Annotated in this window: 18 protein-coding genes; 14 read left to right on the forward strand and 4 right to left on the reverse strand. The window is 61.3% G+C overall.

Features of this window, described 5'->3' with window-relative positions:
- Positions 1-89 precede the first annotated feature (89 nt).
- From ACA053_RS25900 to trxA, 3 genes are all read left to right on the forward strand, one after another.
- A complete protein-coding gene (locus tag ACA053_RS25900) occupies positions 90-554 on the forward strand; it encodes a YbaY family lipoprotein (RefSeq protein ID WP_109636232.1) in 465 nt (154 codons plus the stop codon).
- Positions 551-1,207: a class I SAM-dependent methyltransferase gene (locus tag ACA053_RS25905; RefSeq protein ID WP_497313988.1), complete on the forward strand. Its 657-nt coding sequence runs from the start codon at positions 551-553 to the stop codon at positions 1,205-1,207. The genes ACA053_RS25900 and ACA053_RS25905 overlap by 4 nt, the downstream gene beginning before the upstream one ends.
- A gap of 196 nt (positions 1,208-1,403) precedes the next feature.
- Positions 1,404-2,276 carry a thioredoxin gene (gene trxA, locus ACA053_RS25910; RefSeq protein WP_219097484.1) on the forward strand — a complete coding sequence of 291 codons (873 nt, stop codon included), beginning with the start codon at positions 1,404-1,406 and terminating at the stop codon, positions 2,274-2,276.
- An 87-nt stretch (positions 2,277-2,363) separates the two neighbouring features.
- Here the strand turns inward: trxA and ACA053_RS25915 are convergent, their stop codons facing one another.
- A complete protein-coding gene (locus ACA053_RS25915; RefSeq protein ID WP_109635208.1) occupies positions 2,364-2,714 on the reverse strand; it encodes a hypothetical protein in 351 nt (116 codons plus the stop codon).
- 134 nt (positions 2,715-2,848) lie between these two features.
- Between ACA053_RS25915 and ACA053_RS25920 the strand changes: the two genes are divergently transcribed.
- The 5 genes from ACA053_RS25920 (at position 2,849) to ACA053_RS25940 (ending at position 6,988) form a co-directional block, all read left to right on the forward strand.
- Positions 2,849-3,430: a DUF2796 domain-containing protein gene (locus tag ACA053_RS25920; RefSeq protein ID WP_497313992.1), complete on the forward strand. Its 582-nt coding sequence runs from the start codon at positions 2,849-2,851 to the stop codon at positions 3,428-3,430.
- A gap of 136 nt (positions 3,431-3,566) precedes the next feature.
- Positions 3,567-4,277, forward strand: a complete 711-nt coding sequence (locus ACA053_RS25925) for an ABC transporter ATP-binding protein (protein WP_497313994.1) — start codon at positions 3,567-3,569, stop codon at positions 4,275-4,277.
- 1 nt (position 4,278) lies between these two features.
- Positions 4,279-5,544 (forward strand): ABC transporter permease, encoded by a 1,266-nt coding sequence (locus ACA053_RS25930; protein WP_109635214.1) that lies wholly within the window; start codon positions 4,279-4,281, stop codon positions 5,542-5,544.
- Positions 5,545-5,555: 11 nt separating this feature from the next.
- Positions 5,556-6,068 (forward strand): DUF3299 domain-containing protein, encoded by a 513-nt coding sequence (locus ACA053_RS25935; protein ID WP_497394004.1) that lies wholly within the window; start codon positions 5,556-5,558, stop codon positions 6,066-6,068.
- 221 nt (positions 6,069-6,289) lie between these two features.
- Positions 6,290-6,988, forward strand: coding sequence for an OmpW/AlkL family protein (locus ACA053_RS25940; protein WP_109635216.1), 699 nt, complete (start codon positions 6,290-6,292; stop codon positions 6,986-6,988).
- A 195-nt stretch (positions 6,989-7,183) separates the two neighbouring features.
- Here the strand turns inward: ACA053_RS25940 and pgnE are convergent, their stop codons facing one another.
- Both pgnE and ACA053_RS25950 read right to left on the reverse strand, forming a co-directional pair.
- A complete protein-coding gene (gene pgnE, locus ACA053_RS25945) occupies positions 7,184-8,113 on the reverse strand; it encodes a UDP-N-acetylglucosamine epimerase PgnE (RefSeq protein WP_497314000.1) in 930 nt (309 codons plus the stop codon).
- Positions 8,106-8,990 (reverse strand): sugar nucleotide-binding protein, encoded by an 885-nt coding sequence (locus ACA053_RS25950; protein ID WP_109635220.1) that lies wholly within the window; start codon positions 8,988-8,990, stop codon positions 8,106-8,108. Before ACA053_RS25950 ends, pgnE begins: the two co-directional genes overlap by 8 nt.
- A gap of 300 nt (positions 8,991-9,290) precedes the next feature.
- Between ACA053_RS25950 and ACA053_RS25955 the strand changes: the two genes are divergently transcribed.
- Positions 9,291-13,607 carry an Lhr family helicase gene (locus ACA053_RS25955; RefSeq protein ID WP_497394005.1) on the forward strand — a complete coding sequence of 1,439 codons (4,317 nt, stop codon included), beginning with the start codon at positions 9,291-9,293 and terminating at the stop codon, positions 13,605-13,607.
- 132 nt (positions 13,608-13,739) lie between these two features.
- Here ACA053_RS25955 and ACA053_RS25960 read toward each other — a convergent pair whose 3' ends face one another.
- Entirely contained in the window at positions 13,740-15,848 is a 2,109-nt protein-coding gene (locus ACA053_RS25960; protein WP_497394006.1) for a mechanosensitive ion channel family protein, read from the reverse strand.
- Positions 15,849-16,204: 356 nt separating this feature from the next.
- On the opposite strand from ACA053_RS25960, the gene ACA053_RS25965 reads away from it, so the two are divergent.
- From ACA053_RS25965 to ACA053_RS25985, 5 genes are all read left to right on the forward strand, one after another.
- Positions 16,205-17,407 carry an MFS transporter gene (locus ACA053_RS25965; RefSeq protein WP_109635224.1) on the forward strand — a complete coding sequence of 401 codons (1,203 nt, stop codon included), beginning with the start codon at positions 16,205-16,207 and terminating at the stop codon, positions 17,405-17,407.
- Positions 17,408-17,615: 208 nt separating this feature from the next.
- Positions 17,616-18,542, forward strand: a complete 927-nt coding sequence (locus ACA053_RS25970; RefSeq protein ID WP_109635226.1) for a DUF72 domain-containing protein — start codon at positions 17,616-17,618, stop codon at positions 18,540-18,542.
- Positions 18,539-19,336, forward strand: coding sequence for an endonuclease/exonuclease/phosphatase family protein (locus ACA053_RS25975; protein WP_109635228.1), 798 nt, complete (start codon positions 18,539-18,541; stop codon positions 19,334-19,336). The genes ACA053_RS25970 and ACA053_RS25975 overlap by 4 nt, the downstream gene beginning before the upstream one ends.
- Entirely contained in the window at positions 19,333-20,628 is a 1,296-nt protein-coding gene (gene clsB, locus ACA053_RS25980; RefSeq protein ID WP_109635229.1) for a cardiolipin synthase ClsB, read from the forward strand. The genes ACA053_RS25975 and clsB overlap by 4 nt, the downstream gene beginning before the upstream one ends.
- Entirely contained in the window at positions 20,615-21,625 is a 1,011-nt protein-coding gene (locus ACA053_RS25985; protein ID WP_497394008.1) for a lysylphosphatidylglycerol synthase domain-containing protein, read from the forward strand. The genes clsB and ACA053_RS25985 overlap by 14 nt, the downstream gene beginning before the upstream one ends.
- Positions 21,626-21,691 lie beyond the last annotated feature (66 nt).

Below are 21,691 nucleotides of genomic sequence, written 5' to 3' on the forward strand. Positions count from 1 at the left end.
ATCCCCGTGGCAAGACAAGCCATAGGGTTTGCGGTATACAGACTGGCTATAGAGCTTGATCCATGGATTTCACCTTGCTGGAGCCGCAAATGTCCCTAAGACCGCTCGTATTGCTCAGTGTTTTCAGCCTGCTGGTGGCCTGCAGCAGCGATGCGCCCAAGCCTCAGCCGCCAACGCCAGGGCCCGCCCCGCAGGCGGCGCAGAAAAAAGCCAAGGAATCCGCCAACCTCGGCCCGTTGCCCGCGTATCAGCGTGAATTGAGCGGCACCCTGCAAGGCATACCGGCCGGTGCCGAAGTCGAGCTGGCGCTGCTGGTGATCGATGCCCAGGACCGTCCGCAACAATTGCTCGCCAGCTCCAGCCTGATCGGCACCAATCAGATTCTGCCGTTTCACCTGCGCTTCAACCCGGAATCGTTCCCGGCGGGCGTGCGTGTTGAACTGCGCGGCCGTGCCAGCCAGTCCGGTCAGCTGATTTTGCATCTGCCGTCGCAAGTCATTACCCAGCCGACGACTCAGGCCTTGGGTCAGTTGCAATTCGTCAAAGCGCCATGACTGCACCGCTCGACCTGCAACAGGCGTTGGGTGAATTGCTCGGTGATGCGCAGCTGGTGCCTGTCCCGTTACCCGGCACCGAGCTGAAACTCTGGTTGATCGACGGCGACAACATGGACCGCGCGTTCAGCCCGGAAGAAACCCGGCGGATTCTGCATGAGCCGCCGTACTGGAGTTTCTGCTGGGCCAGCGGTTTGGCGGTGGCCCGTTATCTGGCAGCGTTTCCAGAATGGGTCAAAGGCAAACGGGTGCTGGATTTTGGCGCCGGTTCCGGGGTGGCAGGAATTGCAGCAGTCAAGGCCGGGGCGCTGGAAGTGGTGGCCTGTGACCTGGATCCGCTGGCGATTGCCGCGTGCCGGGCGAATGCTGAACTCAATGAAGTGGAGCTGAGCTACTCGTCGGATTTTTTCGCCGAGGCGGACCGGTTTGATCTGATTCTGGTGGCCGACGTTTTGTATGACCGGGCGAACTTGCCATTGCTTGATCAGTTTTTGAGCCGCGGCCAGGAGGCATTGGTGGCGGATTCGCGGGTGAGGGATTTCAGGCATCCGCTCTATCAACGCATCGAAATGCTGGAAGCGATGACCCTGCCGGATCTGGCCGAACCTGAAGAGTTTCGGCATGTGAGCCTGTACCACGCGCGGCGCGCCTGAAAGCTTCGCGAACAAGCCCGCTCCCACAGTGTTCTGTGTTGTTCACAAAGATTACATTCACAGAAGATCCCTGTGGGAGCGGGCTTGCCCGCGAAGGCGTCCGGTCAGGCAACATACCTCTCAACCGCCACCCCGCTTCCGGCCGCCCCCCGTCAAGCCGTATAGTTGCCCCATTCACGCTTCCAAGAGATCCCCCATGAGTCAGGAAACGCCGTACATCTTCGACGCCACGACCGCCGATTTCGACCAGTCGGTGATCGAGAACTCTTTCCACAAACCGGTGCTGGTGGATTTCTGGGCCGAATGGTGTGCGCCCTGCAAAGTGCTGATGCCGATGCTGCAGACCATCGCCGAAAGCTATCAGGGCGAGTTGTTGCTGGCCAAGGTCAACTGCGATCTCGAACAAGACATCGTTGCCCGTTTCGGCATTCGCAGCCTGCCGACGGTGGTGTTGTTCAAGGACGGTCAGCCGGTGGACGGTTTTGCCGGTGCGCAACCGGAATCGGCTGTGCGGGCGATGCTTGAGCCTCACGTACAAATGCCGCCACCCGCAGCCGCCGATCCGTTCGAACAGGCCCAGGCGCTGTTCGATGACAGCCGTTTCGCCGACGCCGAGGCCGCGCTCAAAGTGCTACTGGGCGAAGACAACACTAACGCCGGCGCCTTGATCCTCTATGCCCGTTGCCTGACTGAACGTGGCGAACTGGGCGAAGCCCAAACCGTGCTCGACGCGGTGAAAAGCGACGAGCACAAAGCCGCGCTGGCCGGCGCCAAGGCACAGATCCAGTTCCTGGGTCAGGCCAAGGATTTGCCGGATGCCGCAGACCTGAAAGCACGTCTGGCGAAAAACCCGCAGGACGATGAAGCGGTGTATCAACTGGCGATCCAGCAACTGGCCCGCCAGCAATACGACGCCGCGCTGGATGCCTTGCTGAAACTGTTCATCCGCAATCGCAGTTACAGCGAAGGCTTGCCGCACAAGACCTTGCTGCAGGTCTTCGAACTGCTGGGCAATGATCATCCGCTGGTGACCACTTACCGCCGCAAGTTGTTTGCTGCGCTTTATTGAAAGATCAAAAGATCGCAGCCTCGTTTCACTCGACAGCTCCTACAGGGGATCTTGTTTCCCTGTAAGAGCTGCTGCGATCTTTGCGGTTTACTCGATCCAGCTGTAGAGCGGCGTATCCCCGCCGCTCGACACTTTCACCTCCGCGCAATGGCGCAGGCGCACCAGCAGGCGCTTGCCCGACGCCGCGCTGCCGGTCAGTCCTTCCAGCTGCTCCAGCAAATCCGGCCCGCTCAATTGCCCGGCCTTGCGCAGCAAGTCTTTGGCGATCTGCCACAGCGCATCATCCTGGTTCATCGGCTTGGCCGGGGCAGCACTGGCTGCACTGGTGTCAGGTGTGACCACCTGCAACTGCGCGCCGAACCGAGCCCAGTCGGCGTCATCCATCTCCAACGTCAAATCCACCGGCCAGTCGCCGATGCTTCCGCGTATACGCAACATAAGTCTGCTCCTGCACATTTCTGACTTGCATGCTCCCATGTGACTTGCGCAACGCCAAGCAGGCGGTCAAACTCCTCGCACTTTCGTTATAAGATTACATAACAAACTCTTCATTTTACTTTCGGAGACCCGCCATGCGCCGTCTGCTTCTCGCTCTGCCGTTTGCCCTGTTGCCGCTGGCCGTCGCCCACGCCGCTGAAGAACATGATCACGACCACGATCATGAACACGGCAGCCTCAGCGCCCACGAACATGGCGTCGCTCGCCTGAATGCAGCGCTGGACGGTCAGACCCTGGAGCTGGAACTGGAAAGCCCGGCGATGAACCTGGTGGGCTTCGAACACGTTGCCACCACTGACGCCGACAAGGCCAAAGTCGCCGCCGCTCGTGCACAGCTTGAGAAACCGTTGTCACTGTTCAACCTGCCGAAAGCCGCCGGTTGTGTAGTGGCGACCCAGGAACTGGAAAGCCCGCTGTTCGGTGACAAGCCAGACGCTGATGACGAAGATGCCAAAGACGAACATCACCACGACCACAGCGAAATCCACGCGCACTATCAATTCACCTGCTCGGCCCCGGGCGCGCTGAAAACCCTGGACCTGGCGAACATCTTCAATACCTTCCCGGCTACCCAGAAGATTCAGGTACAACTGATCAGCCCGAGCGGCCAGCAAGGGGTTGAAGTGACGGCCAAGGCGGCCGCCCTGAAATTCTGAATTTAACCTCGCCACTGTAGGAGCGAGGCTTGCCCGCGAAGACGTCGTTACAGTCGACATCACTGTTGAACGTGATGGCCTCTTCGCGGGCAAGCCTCGCTCCTACAGGGTTCAACACCAACCTGACCGGTTTCACATGACCCAAGCACTCATCGAACTGTCCGACCTGGGCTTCAGCTGGCCAGGTCACCCGCCGCTGCTGGACATCCCGGCGTTTCGCCTGGAACCCGGTGAAACGCTGTTCCTCAAAGGTCCCAGCGGGAGTGGTAAAACCACCCTGCTCGGACTGCTCGGCGGCGTTCAGAAACCCGATCGCGGCAGCATTCGCCTGCTGGGCCAGGAACTGACCGAACTCGGTGCCGGCGCGCGTGACCGCTTTCGCGTGGATCACACCGGCTACATCTTCCAACAGTTCAACCTGCTGCCGTTTCTCTCGGTGCGCGAGAACGTCGAACTGCCCTGCCACTTCTCCAGGCTGCGCACCGAACGGGCGAAACAACGCCACGGTAGCGTCGACCAGGCCGCGGCCACCCTGCTCGCGCATTTGGGTTTGAAGGATGAAAGTATCCTCAGCCGCCGCGCCGACTCGCTGTCCATCGGCCAGCAGCAACGGGTCGCCGCCGCGCGCGCATTGATCGGTCAGCCGGAACTGGTGATCGCCGACGAACCGACCTCGGCCCTGGATTACGACGCTCGCGAAAACTTCATTCGCCTGCTGTTCGCCGAATGCCGCGAAGCCGGCTCGAGCCTGTTGTTTGTCAGCCACGACCAAAGCCTCGCGCCGCTGTTCGATCGCCACTTGTCGCTGGCCGATCTCAATCGCGCCGCCACCCCGTTCGAGGTCTGAGATGTATTTGTTTCGTCTTGCGATGGCCAGCCTGGCTAACCGCCGCTTCACCGCGATTCTCACCGCGTTCGCCATCGCATTATCGGTTTGCTTGCTGTTGGCCGTGGAACGGGTGCGCACCGAAGCCAAGGCCAGTTTCGCCAGCACCATCAGCGGCACCGACCTGATCGTCGGCGCACGCTCCGGTTCGGTGAACCTGTTGCTGTACTCGGTATTCCGCATCGGCAACGCCACCAACAACATCCGTTGGGACAGCTTCGAGCACTTCGCCAACAATCCGAAAGTGAAGTGGGCGATCCCGATGTCGCTCGGCGATTCCCATCGCGGTTACCGGGTGATGGGCACCACCGAGGCGTACTTCGAACACTATCAATACGGTCATCAGCAACACCTGGAACTGGCCGATGGCCGCGCCTTCGCCAGCGATCCGTTCGAAGTGGTGCTCGGTGCCGAAGTGGCGGAGGCGCTGCACTACAAGCTCGGCGACAAACTGGTGCTGGCCCATGGCGTGGCGGTGATCAGCCTGGTCAAACACGACGACAAACCGTTCACCGTGGTCGGCATTCTCAAACGCACCGGCACCCCGGTGGACCGCACGCTGCACATCAGCCTCGGCGGCATGGAAGCGATTCACATCGACTGGCACAACGGCGTGCCGGCCCAGGGCAAAGGCCGGATCAGCGCCGATCAGGCGCGCAACATGGACCTGACGCCGCAAGCGATCACCGCGTTCATGCTCGGCCTCAACAGCAAGATTTCGACCTTCGCCGTGCAACGCGAAATCAACGAATTTCGTGGCGAGCCGATGCTGGCGATCCTGCCCGGGGTGGCGCTGCAAGAGCTGTGGAGTCTGATGAGCACGGCGGAAAAAGCCTTGTTCGTGGTTTCGCTGTTTGTGGTGCTGACCGGGTTGATCGGCATGCTCACGGCGATTCTCACCAGCCTCAACGAACGACGCCGCGAGATGGCGATTCTGCGCTCGGTCGGCGCCCGGCCGTGGCACATCGCGACGTTGCTGGTGCTGGAGGCGTTTGCCTTGGCGTTGTCGGGTGTGATCGCCGGGCTGGGGCTTTTGTACGTGGGCATCGCCCTGGCCCAGGGGTATGTGCAAGCCAATTACGGTTTGTACCTGCCACTCGCCTGGCCCAGTGAATATGAATGGACGCTGCTCGGTGGCATCCTGATCGCCGCGTTGCTGATGGGCAGCGTGCCGGCGTGGCGCGCGTATCGCCAATCCCTGGCCGATGGCCTGTCGATCCGACTATGAGGACGTTAATGATGCCCCGCGCCCTGCTTGCGCTGTTGATGCTGGTCGCCCTGCCACTGTGGGCGGCCGAGCCGAAAGACCTGACCTGGTCGGAAATGATCCCGCCGGACGCCATGCCGGAAGTGCCGAACATGACACCGCTGCATGACCTGTCGCAGATGAGCAGCGCACTGGAATCGGCGCCCGCCGCCAAGCAGGACATGCCCAATGCGCCGGTGGTGAAAGGCCTCGACGGTCAGAACATTCGCTTGCCGGGCTACATCGTGCCGCTGGAAGTGAGCGAGGAAGGACGCACCACGGAGTTTTTGCTGGTGCCGTATTTCGGCGCCTGTATCCACGTGCCGCCACCACCGTCGAACCAGATCGTGCACGTAAAAAGCGAAGTGGGCGTGAAGCTGGATGAGCTGTATCAGCCGTACTGGATCGAGGGGGCGTTGCAGGTCAAAGCGTCGACCAGTGAGCTGGCGGATACGGGGTATCAGATGGAGGCGGACAAGATTTATGTGTATGAGCTGCCGGAGTGAATCCGGCCGTCATGTGTTGCTTGATCGATAGTCATCGCTAGCAGGCTAGCTCCCACATTTGGAATGCATACCCCTGTGGGAGCTAGCCTGCTAGCGATGAGGCATTCACAAACGCCACAAAAACCACCCCATCACTGTTTCATTGAGCTGAATCAAAAGACCGTATCAGACGCCTCCGTACCATTGGACATCGATCATTTTTAACGTCCTTTGGAGCCTCCATGCACAAGTCCTTGCTCAGCGCTTCGCTGTTCGCCCTCGCGCTCGCAGCCCCGCTCGCCTACGCCCATGACGCCGGCGACATCCTCGTTCGTGCCGGTGCAATCACCATCAACCCGAAAGCCGACAGCTCCAGCGTCAAGGTCGATCAAGGCCCGCTGGCCGGCGCCGACCTGGGTGGCAAGGCCACCATGGGCAGCGACACGCAGCTGGGTCTGAACTTCGCTTACATGATCGACAGCCACTGGGGGATCGAGCTGCTGGCCGCCTCGCCATTCGAGCATGACGTGAAGATCAAAGGCACCGCCCTGGGCGCGGCCAACGGCAAACTCGGCACCCTGAAACACCTGCCGCCGACCTTGAGCGTTGTGTACTACCCGCTGGACGGGAAGTCCGCGTTCCAGCCGTACGTTGGCGCCGGCATCAACTACACCTGGATCTACGACGAGCACGTCGGCAGCGCAGCACAGGCCAACGGCTTCAGCAATTTCAAGGCGGATAACTCTTGGGGCATGGCGTTTCAGGTCGGTGCTGACTACATGATCACCGACAACATCATGCTCAACGCCCAGGTGCGCTACATCGACATCGACACTACGGCGACCGTAGAAAACAACGCCGTGGCTCCGGGCACTCGGGCCAAGGTCGATGTGGATGTCGACCCGTTCATCTACATGGTTGGCCTGGGTTACAAATTCTAAGAAGGACTTGAATGGCTTTAGTGGCGAGGGAGCTTGCTCCCGTTGGGCTGCGAAGCAGACCCGGGATTGATGACGACTGCTGCGCAGTCGAGCGGGAGCAAGCTCCCTCGCCACAGGTCCTGCATCGGCCAAAGAAGCATTTCCGGCCACAAAAAAGGCGCCCCGAAAGGCGCCTTTTTCATGGCTGCGAATACCTCAGCGCCCCAACAACCGCGCCAAGCCGACACTCATCGGTGTCTGCTCAGGGTAGGTAAAGCGCTCCAGCAATCGCCGGTTGTTCGCTCGCGAATGACGGATATCACCAGAGCGCGCCGGGCCATAACTCACCGGTGGCAATTGACCGACCACCGCCTTCAGCGCTTCAAGCATTTGCTTGAGGGAAGTCGCCTGATTCCAGCCGACATTGACCGCGCCCACTTCGACCTGCGGTTGCTCGATGGCTTGCACCAGAAAGTCCACCAAATCCTCGACGTACACAAAATCACGCGTCTGCTCGCCATCGCCAAACACGGTGATCGGCAGGCCTTTCTGCGCGCGTTCGCTGAAAATACTGATCACGCCGGAATACGGCGAGGACGGGTCCTGACGCGGGCCGAAGATGTTGAAGAAGCGGAAAATCACCGGTTCCAGATCATGCTGGCGACGGTAGAAATCGAAGTAGTACTCGCTGGCCAATTTGTCCGACGCATACGGGGTCAACGGTGCCTTGGGCGTGTCCTCATCGATCGACTCGCCTTCGCCATTGTTGCCATAGACCGCCGCGCTGGAGGCGTACAGCACTCGCTTGACGTCGGCCTGGCGCATGGCTTCGCAGACATTCAGCGAGCCGATGAAATTGCTTCGGTGAGTCTTCACCGGATCGTCCACCGATGCCTGCACCGAAGCCACCGCGGCCAGATGCGCCACGGCGCTGCAACCGACCATTGCTTGAGCCACCAATGCAGCATCGGCGACGTCACCCACGATGAGTTCGACCTTGGGGTTGTCCAGCGGCAGGTTGCTGCGTTTGCCGGTGGACAGGTCATCGAGAATGCGCACCGAATGACCCTTGGCGAGCAAGGCATCGGTCAGGTGCGAGCCGATGAAACCGGCGCCGCCGGTGATTAAAACAGGGCCGTCAGCCATGGCGATAGAACCTATCCAGTAAGCCCGGGAGTGCCGCACGCCAGGCGCGAGGCTTGATCCCGAACGTGTGCAGAATTTTCTTGCAGGCCAGCACCGCGTGTTGCGGCTCTTCGGCGGCGTCCGGGCGCGCGGCGTGAGCCTGGGCGGTCGGCGCTTCGATGGCGAGCGGATGCAGTGCGCGTGCTTCGGTGAGGATCGCTTGCCCAAGCGCCAGCGGCGTGGTCGCCTCATGCCCGGCGTAATGATAGGTGCCCCACAGCGGCGCTGCACAATCGAGTTGCTTGAGCACCGAAATGATCACCCGCGCCGCGTCATCGACCGGTGTCGGGTTGCCCCGGCGGTCATCGGCCATCAGCAATTCTTCAGGTTGTTCGGCGCGACCGAGGAAACGCCCGAGGGTGCCGTCGGGGCTGTCATCGAGCAGCCAGCCGAAGCGCAGCAGCACGTGTTGCGGGCAAGTGGCGCGCACGCTTTGTTCGATCCGCCACAAGGCCTGACCGCGCAGGCCCAGCGGCACCGGTTCGTCTTTTTCGCTGTAGGCGGTCGCCCGGGAGCCATCGAACACGCGATAGCTCGACGGTTGCAGCAGCACGATGTTGTGATGCTGGCACAGTTCGGCCAGACGCTCGATCGCCCGCTCCTGCCCGGCCAGACGCTGCTCGCTGACCGTCTCCGCCTGGAACCAGTCGAAGTAGTAGGCGAGATTGATCAGCGCGTCCGGGCGGGTGTCGTCGAGCAGTTGCGTCAGGCTCGCGGCATCCCAGCCGTCTTGCGGTGGGCGGGGGGCGAGGAAGCCGATGTCTTCCTCCGCACCGAGGCGAATCAGCGCCTGCCCAAGGGCATTTCCGCCGCCCAGTAACATAAGGCGCATTCGCATAGAGTCAGCAGGCCCAGTCTGATTGGAAGATTGGCTTTATCGACAGCGCCCACGGGCGATGTCGTTGATAGTTGCCGGAATCGTTGCATTTTGCGGGTTTAGTGCGCAACCGTCATCCGTAAAGTGTAGATCCCGGGGATTTGTGGTGCCTGTTCCGGCCCCTTCGCGGGCAAGCCTCGCTCCTACAAGGGAGCGCGATCATCTGTAGGAGCGAGGCTTGCCCGCGAAGAGGCCCTCAAAATCGGCGCAAGTCTTGAGTGGTACTTGCAACTTCCTATCCCCACCCGCATAAATTACCCCATGAATCTGCCCATCCCCACGGACGCGGCCCTGGCAGGCTTCCACCCCGCCGTCAGCGCCTGGTTCAGCAACACCTTCCCGACGGTCACCGCCGCCCAGGCCCGGGCGTGGCCGTTGATCCGCCAGCACCGCTCAACCCTGATCGCCGCGCCCACCGGGTCCGGCAAGACCCTCACGGCCTTCCTGGCGGTCATCGACGACCTGGTCCATCGCGGACTGGACAATGAAGGCGGGCTGCCCGACGAAACCCTGGTGGTCTACGTTTCACCGCTCAAAGCCCTGTCCAACGACATCCAGATCAACCTGCAAAACCCGCTGGCCGGCATCACCGAGCAATTGCGCGTCATGGGCCTGCCCCCATTGCAGATCAACACCGCCGTGCGCACCGGCGATACGCCGCAAAAAGACCGCTCGGCCATGCGCCGAACAGCGCCGCATATTCTGGTGACCACCCCGGAATCCCTTTACGTGCTGCTCGGTTCCGACTCCGGCCGGCAGATGCTCGGCACCACGCGCACGGTAATCGTCGACGAAATCCACGCCATCGCCGCCAGCAAACGCGGCAGCCATTTGGCCCTGAGCCTCGAACGCTTGCAGGCGCTGTGCGCGGTCCCGCTGATGCGCATAGGCCTGTCTGCCACGCAAAAACCCATTGAAGCGGTCTCGCGCTTCCTTGTTGGCCGTGATCGAGCGTGCGAAATCATCGACATCGGTCACGCCCGCCCGCGGGATCTGGACATCGAAGTGCCGCCGGTGCCGCTGTCCGCCGTGATGGCCAACGATGTCTGGGAACTGGTCTACGACAGGCTCGCCGCCCTCGCCCGCGAACACCGCACCACGCTGATTTTCGTCAACACCCGGCGCCTGGCCGAGCGCCTGAGCCGGCATTTGAGCGAACGCCTCGGCAAAGAGGCCGTCGCCGCGCACCACGGCAGCCTGGCCAAGGAGTTTCGTCTCGACGCGGAGCAACGGCTCAAGCGCGGCGACCTGCAAGTGCTGATCGCCACAGCCTCGCTGGAACTGGGGATCGATATTGGCGACGTCGACCTGGTGTGCCAGATCGCCTCGCCGCGCTCGATTGCCGGGTTTCTGCAACGGGTCGGCCGCTCCGGGCACCAGGTCGGCGGCACGCCCAAAGGTCGTTTGTTCGCCACCACCCGCGATGATTTGATCGAATGCGCCGCCCTGCTCGACTGCGTGCGCCGTGGCGAACTCGACACTTTGCAGATTCCCAAGGCGCCGCTGGATGTGTTGGCGCAGCAAATCATCGCCGAAGTCAGCTGCCAGGAATGGCAGGAGCAGGCGTTGCTGGAGATGTTCCGCAAAGCCTCGCCTTACGCCGAACTCGACGAAAAACATTACCAGGCGCTGCTGCACATGCTCGCCGAGGGTTACAACGGTCGTCAGGGGATCCGCAGCGCCTACCTGCACCGCGACGCCGTGACCCGTACGTTGCGCGGTCGCCGGGGCAGCAAACTGACGGCCGTGACCAGCGGCGGAACGATTCCGGACAACGCCGATTACAGCGTGCTGCTCGAACCTCAAGAGCTGAACATTGGCAGCGTCAACGAAGACTTTGCGGTGGAAAGTATCGCCGGAGACATCTTCCAGCTGGGAAATACGTCGTATCGAATCCTGCGCGTCGACACCGGCAAGGTCCGGGTCGAAGACGCCCAGGGCCAGCCGCCGACCATTCCGTTCTGGCTCGGTGAAGCGCCGGGACGCAGCGCAGAATTGTCGTTCGCCGTGGCGCGCCTGCAAGCGCAGCTCGACGAACTGCTCGGCGCCACACCGGGCAACTTGCAACCGGCCATCGACTGGCTGACCGACACCCTCGGCCTGAACCTCGCCAGCGCCGAACAACTGGTGGATTACCTGGCCCGGGCGCGCCTGACATTGGGCGCGCTGCCGTCACAAGACACCTTGCTGATGGAGCGTTTTTTCGACGAGTCCGGCGGCACGCAACTGATCATCCACTCGCCGTTCGGCAGTCGCATCAACCGCGCCTGGGGGCTGGCCTTGCGCAAGCGGTTCTGCCGCACGTTCAACTTCGAATTGCAGGCCGCCGCCAGCGAAGACGCGATTGTGCTGTCGCTGTCCACCAGCCACAGCTTCGAACTCGACGACGTCTGGCGCTACGTGCACAGCAACACCGCCGAGCACCTGCTGATCCAGGCAATACTCGATGCGCCGCTGTTTGGCGTGCGCTGGCGCTGGAACGCCGGGGTTGCCCTGGCGTTGCCGCGTTACACGGGCGGGCGCAAAGTCGCGCCGCAGATCCAGCGCATGAAAAGCGAAGACCTGATCGCCAGCGTATTTCCCGATCAGATCGCCTGCGTGGAAAACCTCGCCGGCGAACGCGACGTGCCCGAGCATCCGCTGGTGGAACAAACCCTCGACGATTGCCTGCACGAAGCCATGGACAGCGAAGGTTGGCTGGCGTTGTTGCGGCGTATGGAAAGCGGCGATGTCCGGCTGATCAGCCGTGATTTGCCGGCGCCCTCGCCACTGGCAGCGGAAATCCTCAGCGCCCGGCCCTACACCTTTCTCGACGATGCACCGCTGGAAGAACGCCGCACCCAAGCGGTGCTCAACCGTCGCTGGACCGATCCGCAGTCCACCGACGACCTCGGTGCTCTGGACGCCGAAGCGATTCAAGCGGTACGCGACGAAGCCTGGCCAACGCCCACGAGCGTCGATGAAATGCATGAGGCCTTGATGAGCCTGGCATGCATCTCCGATGCCGAGGCGAAGGCCAATGCGCATTGGCTGGACTGGCTGAACGCCCTCGCTGAAAGCGGCCGCGCCAGCCGCTTGCGACTCAATGCCGGGCAATCGCTGTGGTTGGCGTTGGAACGCCTGACCTGTCTGCGGGCGATTTATCCACAGGCAACGTTGCTGCCACCGCTGGAGGCGCGGCCAGGTTTCGATGAAGTCTGGGAGTCGGATGAAGCGGTGTTGGAAGTGATTCGCGCGCGGCTCAGCGCGTTTGGTCCACTGCCGTTAAAAGCGATTGCCGAACCGTTGGGATTGCCGGCCATTGAAGTCACCCAAGCGCTGGCGCAACTGGAGCGCGAAGGTTATGTGCTGCGCGGTCAATTCACTCCGGGCGCCACTGAGGATGAATGGTGCGAACGGCATCTGCTGGCGCGGATTCATCGCTACACGGTCAAGCGTCTGCGGCGGGAAATCGAGCCCGTATCGTTGCAGGATTTCATGCGCTTTCTGTTTGATTGGCAGCACCTGTCCGCCGCGACTCAAGGCCAGGGCAGCGCGGTCTTGTCCGCCATCGTCGCGCAGTTCGAAGGCTACCCCGCCGCCGCGTCAGCTTGGGACAGCGACATCTTGCCGATGAGGATCAAAGGCTATTCGGCGAGTTGGCTGGACGACCTGTGTCGCAGCGGCAAACTGGTCTGGACGCGCCTGACCGCACGCAACAAGAGCGCCAGCACGGCGCTGCGCAGCACGCCAATTCTGTTACTGCCGCGCAGCCAGGTCGGGTTGTGGAGCAGCCTGACCGAGCAAACTCCGGTCAGCGAACTGTCGCCCAAGACGCAAAAAGTCTACGAAGCACTTAGCCAGCACGGCGCACTGTTTTTTGATGAGTTGATTCATGAGGCACATCTGCTGCGCACTGAGCTGGAAATCGCCTTGCAGGAACTGGTCGGCGCCGGGCTGGTGAACGCCGACAGTTTCGCCGGACTGCGAGCGCTGATCACCCCGGCCAGCAAGCGCCAGAATCGCAGCAGCCGACGCGGGCGCGGGGCGTTTGTCGGCGGGATGGACGATGCCGGACGCTGGGCTTTGCTACGACGCGGTCCCGCCGCGTCGGTTGTGGATAACAAACGCCCGGCGCCGACGCCGAGCGACACCCTGGAACACATCGCCATGACCTTGCTTCGGCGCTACGGCGTGGTGTTCTGGCGCTTGCTGGAACGGGAAGCGGATTGGTTGCCGAGCTGGCGCGAGTTGCTGCGCACATTCCATCGGCTGGAGGCGCGAGGGGAAATTCGCGGTGGGCGGTTTGTCAGTGGGTTGGCCGGGGAGCAGTTTGCGTTGCCTGAGGCCATTCCATTGCTGCGCGAAGTCCGGCGCCGGCCGCATGACGGAAGTCTGATTGCGGTGTGCGGGGTTGATCCGCTGAACCTTGCCGGGACGTTATTGCCCGGGGCAAAAGTGCCGGCGTTGGCGAGTAATCGGTTGGTGTATCGGGATGGTCTTCCGGCTGCCGCCGAAATCGCCGGCAAGCAGGTTTATTGGGTGGAGCTGGATCAGCAAATGACTGCTGAATTGCACAACAAACTGACCCGGCATTGAGGTTGTCTGGACGGGCCTCATCGCGGGCAAGCCCGCTCCCACAATGATCTCTGTTGTTAATAAGATCTGAATTCACCGAAAAACATGTGGGAGCGGGCTTGCCCGCGATGAGGCCAGTAGTAACAACGCAAACTATTGAGTGCGAGGCTGATCCGGCAGCATCACCGGCGAATTTTCGGCCAGCGGCCCATCATCTGCCATCGCATGTTTCGGCATCAAAACCTGCTGTGGATAAGTCTGCGCGAAATGCACCCACGGGCTGTTATCCACAAGCTTCTTCAAGCGCTGGTTAAACGCCCGGCTCACCGCATATTGCCCGCCCGACACCGTGCGGAACTGCGCTGTCAGCACCACGCCGTTGAGGTCCATTTTGTCGACCCCGAACACGTCCAGCGGCCCTTGCAGGTTGTACTTGAGAAACGCGTCCTCACGGATCGAATCCCCCGCTTCGCGAATCAACTCGATGGCTTTGTCGACATCGGTGTCATAGGTGAACTGCACCGAGAAAAACGCATAGGCGAATTGCCGTGATTGGTTGGTCACGGCCTTGATCTGCCCGAACGGCACCGAATGGACAAACCCCTTGCCGTCGCGCAGGCGCAAAGTGCGGATGGTCAGGCCCTCGACCGTGCCGGCGTGGCCGGAGTCGAGCACCACCCAGTCGCCAATCGACAGGGTGTCTTCGATGATGATGAACAACCCGGTGATGACGTCCTGCACCAATTGCTGCGAACCGAAACCGATGGCCAGGCCGACCACCCCGGCACCCGCCAGCAACGGCGCGACGTTGATCCCCAGGTTAGCCATGGTGGTGATCGCGCAGATCACCACCAGGATGATTTTGATCGCGTTGCGCAACAGCGGCAGGATGGTTTTGACTCGCGTACTCGGTTGCGCCGTGCGTTTGTTGACCGGTGGTTTCAGCGCTTCCTGGATTGCCGTATCGAGCACCACCCACAGCAACCAGGTCACCAGAAAGATCAGCCCCATGCTGCTCAACGACTCACTGATCGCCCGCCCTACCGAGTTCTGCTCGGCGAATTCGAAAAGCGACACGCCCCAGATCCGACCGAGGATTTCGATGAAGGCAACGGCCATGACGATGCGCAGCAACGCATGCAGCAGACTGAGAAAGCGCTCTTTGTAGGCGCTGCTGTGCTGGATCGCGGCGACCTGACGCGACTTGAACATGTGCTGGAAAATCGTGCTGAGGAACACCGTGGCGATCAGCAGGATGGTGGTGAACAACGCACAGCGCAGGGCTTTCTGATTGTCATCGCCCACGCCGAGCAGGTTGATCGCCGAGACCATCACCATCAGCAGGATCGGCCAGTACCAGAGCCCGGAAAAGATCCGCAGGGATTCTTGAAGCGACGGCTGTTTGAGGCGCTGGGCCAGTGGCCGGTTACGGATCAGATGCGCGACCGGGCGCCTTAGTCGAATCACCAAAAATCCGAAAATGATCGAAACGAAAAACCCGGTCAGCACTGCAGCGCTGCTGGTGATGTTGCCGCCCAGTTGCCGGGCGATTTGCGGGCTGGTCAACGCATCACTGAGCGCGGCGAGAAAGCCGATCAGGAACAGCGGTCGTGGGCAGAAATCGCGAATGATCTGCACCGCCGTGCGCTTGTGGCCGGTGTTGAACATGACAATCACGCAGAGCAGCATCGAGGTCGAGAAAATACCGCTGCTGGTGGCATAGGCGAAACACAGCGCCAGCGCCCGGCCTACCGAGGCGGGCAGGAAATGGCTGACGTACAGGGTCAAGGGCAGGCATATCAGCGCCGGGAGCGTGTAAGGCAGCACATAATTGAGCAGATCCTGACTGCGCTGGCGGGTTCGCAGAAAGCGGCCCTGGTTTAAACGCTTGGCGAGGATCCCGCCGAGTACGGTGAGCAAGGCAAAGGTGCCGAGCCAGACGCCGGACAACATCAGGAAGTCCCCAATCACGCTCCAACCTGAACGGCTCGAGGGTCGATTGACCAGTTTGTCCACTTCGTTCGCCGCCCGATCGGCCCGCAGGCGCCAGGCGTCGACCAGGTCTTCGTTGAGGTCGAGCTTGTCCTGAACGTCGTCGATGCTGGAACTGATCGCTCCGAGCAGACCACCCTGGACCAACGGCTCCGGCGCAGCGGGCTCCTCGGCAGCGGCGGGAACACCCGGCAGCGCGGCGGCTTCCAACTCGTTGCTGCCCAGAAACAGCAACGCCCCCAGTAGTATCGCGGTCTTGAACTTGAGCAAAACGGGAAGCTCCTTGGGAAGGGTCTGTAAGGAACTGATCGGGAAATGGCGGGCAAGTTCGGTTTTCACCGCGAGATAACAGCCAGCACATCCCCCTGTGGCGAGGGAGCTTGCTCCCGCTGGGGTGCGAAGCGCCCCCAAAAACCTGCAAACCCGAGCTCCACAGGTACACCGCGCTGTAAGGCTTTGCGGCTGCTGCGCAGCCGAGCGGGAGCAAGCTCCCTCGCCACAGGGTTTCATTTGTCAGCGCGATATTTGACCGGCACGCAAATATCAAATGCCCACCCCTCTATTTTTCCGCACAACCCAAACCCCGACACTGCGCTCCATCAATCAAACCCACCGGAGTTGCAGTCATGCCCATTGCCTTGCTCGCGCTGACCCTCAGCGCCTTCGCCATCGGGACGACCGAGTTCGTCATCGTTGGCCTGTTACCCACCATCGGTGCCGACCTCGGCGTCAGCCTGCCGTCCGCCGGCCTGCTGGTCAGTCTTTACGCACTGGGTGTTGCCATTGGCGCCCCGGTGCTGACCGCCCTGACAGGCAAAGTCCCGCGCAAATTGTTGCTGTTGTCGCTGATGGTGCTGTTCACCCTGGGCAACCTGCTGGCGTGGAAAGCCCCCAGCTACGAGTCTCTGATCATTGCGCGAATCGTCACCGGCCTGGCCCACGGGGTGTTTTTCTCGATTGGCTCGACCATCGCCACCAGCCTGGTGCCGAAGGAAAAAGCCGCCAGCGCGATTGCGATCATGTTTACCGGCCTGACTGTGGCGCTGGTCACCGGCGTACCGCTGGGAACCTTCATCGGTCAGCATTTCGGCTGGCGTGAAACCTTCCTCGCCGTGTCCGCCTTGGGTGTGATCGCCTTTATTGGCAGTCTGCTTTATGTGCCGAAAAACATCGCCCACAGCAAACCCGCTTCGCTGTTGCAGCAATTGCAGGTGCTCAAGCAACCACGCCTGCTGCTGGTGTACGCCATGACTGCGGTCGGCTACGGCGGCTCGTTCATCGCCTTCACCTTCCTGGCGCCGATTCTTCAGGACATTTCCGGCTTCAGTGCCGGCACCGTCAGCCTGGTGTTGCTGGTCTATGGCATCTCGGTGGCCGTCGGCAACATCTGGGGCGGCAAACTGGCGGACAAACGCGGCCCGATCAGCGCCCTGAAAATCATCTTCGCCCTGCTCGCTGCCGTACTGTTCGTGCTGACTTTTACCGCCGGCAACCCATGGCTGGCGCTGGCCACCGTGCTGGTCTGGGGCGCAGTGGCGTTCGGCAACGTGCCGGGGCTGCAGGTTTACGTAGTGCGCCAGGCCGAACATCACACCCCGCAGGCTGTGGATGTGGCCTCGGGGCTGAACATCGCCGCGTTCAACCTTGGCATCGCCGGCGGCGCGTGGGGTGGTGGCTTGATCGTTGCGCACATGGGCCTGATCCACACGGCTTGGATTGGCGGGCTGGTGGTGTTGGTGGCATTGGCGCTGACGGCTTGGAGTGGTCGTCTTGATCGCCTCGGACCGGTCTATGCCGAGGGCTCAACCCGCATCGCCGTCAGCCACTAAACCCTGTGGGAGCGGGCTTGCTCGCGAAAGCGGTGTGTCAGCTGCAGTAATGTCGACTGACACTCCCTCTTCGCGAGCAAGCCCGCTCCCACATTTTGTTATGCGGTGTTTATCGAGGTTGCCGTCCGTAGCCCCGTCGAAACTTTCACGGTTATCCCACGGTCATCAAAAGACAGTGGCAACCGAGGACCATTAGACGGGAGGCGACATGGCGGCGATTCATATCGGTATTTCAGGCTGGCGCTACACACCCTGGCGGGGTGGTTTCTACCCGAAGGGGCTGACCCAGAAGCGCGAATTGCAATTTGCGTCACGGGCGGTCAACAGCATCGAAATCAATGGATCCTTTTACGCCCTGCAACGGCCTGAACGTTACGCCCAGTGGTACGCAGAAACCCCGGCGGACTTCGTGTTCAGCGTCAAAGCCCCGCGGTTCATCACCCATATCAAACGCCTGCGGGACATTCATAAACCGCTGGCGAATTTCTTTGCCTCCGGGATCCTCGAGCTCAAAGAAAAACTCGGTCCGATCCTCTGGCAGTTCCCGCCCAACTTCAAATTTGACGTCGAGCTGTTCGAAAGCTTCCTCAAGCAATTGCCCCACGACACCCAGCAGGCCGCCGCCCTCGCCCGCCAGCACGATTCGCACCTGCACGGCCCCGCCAGCATGAAGGCGTACAAGAAAAAGCCGCTGCGCCATGCCGTTGAAATCAGGAACGAGACCTTTATTGACCCGGCGTTCGTGCGCCTGCTCAAACGCTACAACGTTGCCTTGGTGATCGCCGACACCGCCGGAAAATGGCCGTACCGCGAAGACGTCACCAGTGATTTCGTCTACCTGCGCCTGCACGGCACCGAAGAACTCTATGCCAGCGGTTACACCCCCGAGGCGCTGGAACGCTGGGGCGAGCGGATCGACGCCTGGAACCACGGCCAGCAACCCGCCGATCCACAGTTGATCGCACCTCGGCAGAAACCGAAAGCGCGCAAGTCCCGGGAAGTTTTCTGCTATTTCGACAACGACATCAAGGTCCGCGCGCCCTTCGATGCTCGGCGCTTGCTTGAGCACTTCCATCTCGACAAGGACCTCGCTACCGCCCCTGGAGAACCTGTTGCCGAAGGGGTATTGCCATGAGCATTTCCGAACCGGTCGGCACCACCGACGAACAGCAACCGATCATCACCGCCGTGCGCCGCTTCACCGTGCTGACGGTCAATACCCACAAGGGTTTCACTGCGCTCAACCGGCGCTTCATCCTGCCGGAATTGCGCGAAGCGGTGCGCAGCGTGTCCGCCGACGTGGTGTTTTTGCAGGAAGTCCACGGCACCCACGAGCATCATCCGCAGCGCTACAGCAACTGGCCAGCGATGCCGCAGTACGAATTCCTCGCCGACACCCTGTGGCCGCAGTTTGCCTATGGCCGCAACGCGGTGTACCCGGCGGGTGATCACGGCAATGCGTTGTTGTCGAAATTCCAGATCATTCGCAACGACAACTTCGACGTCTCGATCAGCGGCCACGAGAACCGCGGCATCCTGCACTGCGTGTTGCGCCTGCCGGGCGATGGCCGGGAATTGCACGCCATTTGCGTGCATCTGGGGTTGCGTGAGTCCCATAGAACGGAACAACTCAAGTTGCTGGCGCAACGCCTTGAAGACCTTCCGGACGACGCCCCGGTGATCGTCGCCGGCGACTTCAACGATTGGCGCCTGCGGGCCGATGCGCTGCTCAAGCCCTGCGGCCTGCGCGAAGTGTTCGCCGAACACCACGGCAAACCGGCACGCAGTTTTCCGGCGCGATTGCCCGCGCTACGCCTGGACCGCATCTATGTGCGCAACCTCAAGGCCAGCCGTCCGCAAGTGCTGGCGGCGCGGCCCTGGTCACACCTTTCCGACCACGCACCGCTATCGGTGGAGATCGAGCTATGAGCAGCGCCCCGATGGAGAAGGCCACCGTTGAACACGTGCCGACTAACCCGCCGGTGCGTGAACCCGGTGTGGTCGACGTCGAATACGGCTGGCAGGGCAATAACCTTGTGGAAATGCTGGAAAACGGCGAAGCCTATTTCCCGCGGGTGTTCGAGGCCATGCGCCAGGCCAAGACCGAAATCCTCCTGGAAACCTTCATTGTGTTCGAGGACAAGGTCGGCAATGAGCTGCAGCAAGTGCTGATCGAAGCCGCCCAACGCGGCGTACGGGTCACCGCCAGCCTCGACGGGTTTGGCTGTGGCGAGTTGAGCAACGGCTATCTCGCGGCGTTGAGCCAAGCCGGCGTGCGCCTGCAAATATTCGATCCGGCGCCCAAGCATCTGGGCATCCGCACCAACTGGTTCCGCCGTCTGCACCGCAAGATCGTGGTAGTGGACGGCACGATTGCGTTCATCGGCGGGATCAACTTTTCCGCCGACCATCTGGCCGACTTCGGCCCCGAGGCCAAGCAGGATTATTCGGTTGAAGTGCAAGGTCCGGCGGTGGCTGACATCCATCATTTCGCGCTGCTGCAAAGTGGCCGCCCGGCCCGCGCCAAATACTGGTGGCAACGCCGCCGGCAGCGGCGCTCGGAACTGGCCTTCAGCGATCACGACGGCCAGGTTCGCCTGGTGTACCGCGACAACGGCGACCACCGGACGGATATCGAAGAGGTTTACCGCCAGGTGCTGCGCAGTGCCCAGCGCCGCGTCGTGATCGCCAATGCCTACTTCTTTCCGGGTTACCGCTTGCTGCGTGAAATCCGCAACGCCGCGCGCCGTGGCGTGGACGTGCGCCTGATTCTGCAAGGCCAACCAGACATGATGGTGGCCAAACTGGCCGCGCGCATGACCTACGACTATCTGCTCAAGTCCGGGGTGCAGATCTTTGAATATTGCGAACGCCCGCTACACGGCAAAGTCGCGCTGGTGGATGAGGACTGGAGCACCGTTGGCTCAAGCAATCTCGACCCGTTGAGCCTGTCCATGAACCTGGAAGCCAATGTGTTGATCCGCGACCGTGCCTTCAATCACGACCTGTTCGAACGGCTTGAGGTGCTGAGCAATAACCACTGCAAAGCCATGTCCGTGGAAAAGTCACCGCGCGGACGGATCTGGCACATGACCGTCGGCTTTCTGGTGTTTCACTTCCTGCGCCACTTCCCGGCCTGGGCCGGTTGGCTGCCAGCGCATAAACCTCGTCTGAAACCCTTTACTCATCAAGCCGGGAGCGACCACCATGGACCGCGTTGAAGCTCACTCGGCACCTCATGACGACAGCACAGCACCTGCCCCGGAAAAGAAAACACGCTGGAGCCGCTGGAAAAAGCCGCTGACGATGCTGTTTTTCCTGGCGCTGATCGTGCTGTTGACGATGCTTGCCCAGCGCATCGAATGGGATGAAGTGTTCCATACCCTGGCCAATTTCAAGGTGCGCACGCTGATCATTGCGTCCGGTCTGACGCTGGTGAGTTTTCTGGTGTACGCCTGCTTCGACCTGATCGGCCGCACCTACATCCGCCAGGACCTGACCTGGAAACAGATCCTGCCCGTGGGGGTCATCAGCTACGCCTTCAACCTCAACCTGAGCGCGTGGGTCGGCGGCATTGCCATGCGTTATCGCTTGTATTCACGACTCGGGGTGAGCAAAAGCAACATCGCGAAAATCCTCGGATTGAGCTTGGCGACCAACTGGTTCGGCTACATGGTGATTGCGGGCGCGGTGTTCAGCAGCGGACTGGTCAGAATGCCTCCGGGCTGGAAGCTGAGTAGCGGTGCATTGCAAGCTGTTGGCGTGTTGCTGTTGTTGCTGAGCGCGGGGTATCTGGCGGCGTGTCAGTTTTCCAGGCGTCGGGAATGGTCAATACGCGGGGTGGAAATCAATCTGCCGTCGCTGCGTATGGCGGTGCTGCAACTGGCCCTCGGGGCACTGAACTGGTCGCTGATGGCAGCGGTGATTTTCACGTTGCTGCCGAGCAAGCTGGATTATCCGTTGGTGCTCGGGGTGTTGCTGATCAGTGCGATTGCCGGGGTGATTACCCACATTCCTGCGGGGCTCGGGGTGTTGGAGGCGGTATTTGTGGCGTTGTTGCAGCATGAGGCTTCGCGGGGGAGCCTGGTGGCGGGGTTGCTGGCGTATCGGGCGATCTATTTTATTTTGCCGTTGCTGATTACGTTGGTGATGTATCTGGTGGTGGAGGCCAAGGCGAAGTCGCTGCGGATTGCCAAAAAGCCCAAAGAGTCAGGTTGATTTCGAGGACGCCATCGCGGGCAAGCCCGCTCCCACAAGGTTCTGCGGTGTTACAGATAGTGTATT

It is taken from the genome of Pseudomonas sp. LBUM1672 (assembly GCF_059695655.1).

What these genes read in the sequence shown, in the direction of transcription:
- pgnE (WP_497314000.1), bottom strand. Translation starts at nt 8,113, where the DNA reads ATGGCTGACGGCCCTGTTTTAATCACCGGCGGCGCCGGTTTCATCGGC.
- ACA053_RS25920 (WP_497313992.1), top strand. Translation starts at nt 2,849, where the DNA reads ATGCGCCGTCTGCTTCTCGCTCTGCCGTTTGCCCTGTTGCCGCTGGCC.
- ACA053_RS25970 (WP_109635226.1), top strand. Translation starts at nt 17,616, where the DNA reads ATGGCGGCGATTCATATCGGTATTTCAGGCTGGCGCTACACACCCTGG.
- ACA053_RS25985 (WP_497394008.1), top strand. Translation starts at nt 20,615, where the DNA reads ATGGACCGCGTTGAAGCTCACTCGGCACCTCATGACGACAGCACAGCA.
- ACA053_RS25900 (WP_109636232.1), top strand. Translation starts at nt 90, where the DNA reads ATGTCCCTAAGACCGCTCGTATTGCTCAGTGTTTTCAGCCTGCTGGTG.
- trxA (WP_219097484.1), top strand. Translation starts at nt 1,404, where the DNA reads ATGAGTCAGGAAACGCCGTACATCTTCGACGCCACGACCGCCGATTTC.
- ACA053_RS25935 (WP_497394004.1), top strand. Translation starts at nt 5,556, where the DNA reads ATGCCCCGCGCCCTGCTTGCGCTGTTGATGCTGGTCGCCCTGCCACTG.
- ACA053_RS25930 (WP_109635214.1), top strand. Translation starts at nt 4,279, where the DNA reads ATGTATTTGTTTCGTCTTGCGATGGCCAGCCTGGCTAACCGCCGCTTC.
- ACA053_RS25975 (WP_109635228.1), top strand. Translation starts at nt 18,539, where the DNA reads ATGAGCATTTCCGAACCGGTCGGCACCACCGACGAACAGCAACCGATC.
- ACA053_RS25965 (WP_109635224.1), top strand. Translation starts at nt 16,205, where the DNA reads ATGCCCATTGCCTTGCTCGCGCTGACCCTCAGCGCCTTCGCCATCGGG.
- ACA053_RS25955 (WP_497394005.1), top strand. Translation starts at nt 9,291, where the DNA reads ATGAATCTGCCCATCCCCACGGACGCGGCCCTGGCAGGCTTCCACCCC.
- ACA053_RS25915 (WP_109635208.1), bottom strand. Translation starts at nt 2,714, where the DNA reads ATGTTGCGTATACGCGGAAGCATCGGCGACTGGCCGGTGGATTTGACG.
- ACA053_RS25925 (WP_497313994.1), top strand. Translation starts at nt 3,567, where the DNA reads ATGACCCAAGCACTCATCGAACTGTCCGACCTGGGCTTCAGCTGGCCA.
- ACA053_RS25950 (WP_109635220.1), bottom strand. Translation starts at nt 8,990, where the DNA reads ATGCGAATGCGCCTTATGTTACTGGGCGGCGGAAATGCCCTTGGGCAG.
- ACA053_RS25905 (WP_497313988.1), top strand. Translation starts at nt 551, where the DNA reads ATGACTGCACCGCTCGACCTGCAACAGGCGTTGGGTGAATTGCTCGGT.
- ACA053_RS25940 (WP_109635216.1), top strand. Translation starts at nt 6,290, where the DNA reads ATGCACAAGTCCTTGCTCAGCGCTTCGCTGTTCGCCCTCGCGCTCGCA.
- clsB (WP_109635229.1), top strand. Translation starts at nt 19,333, where the DNA reads ATGAGCAGCGCCCCGATGGAGAAGGCCACCGTTGAACACGTGCCGACT.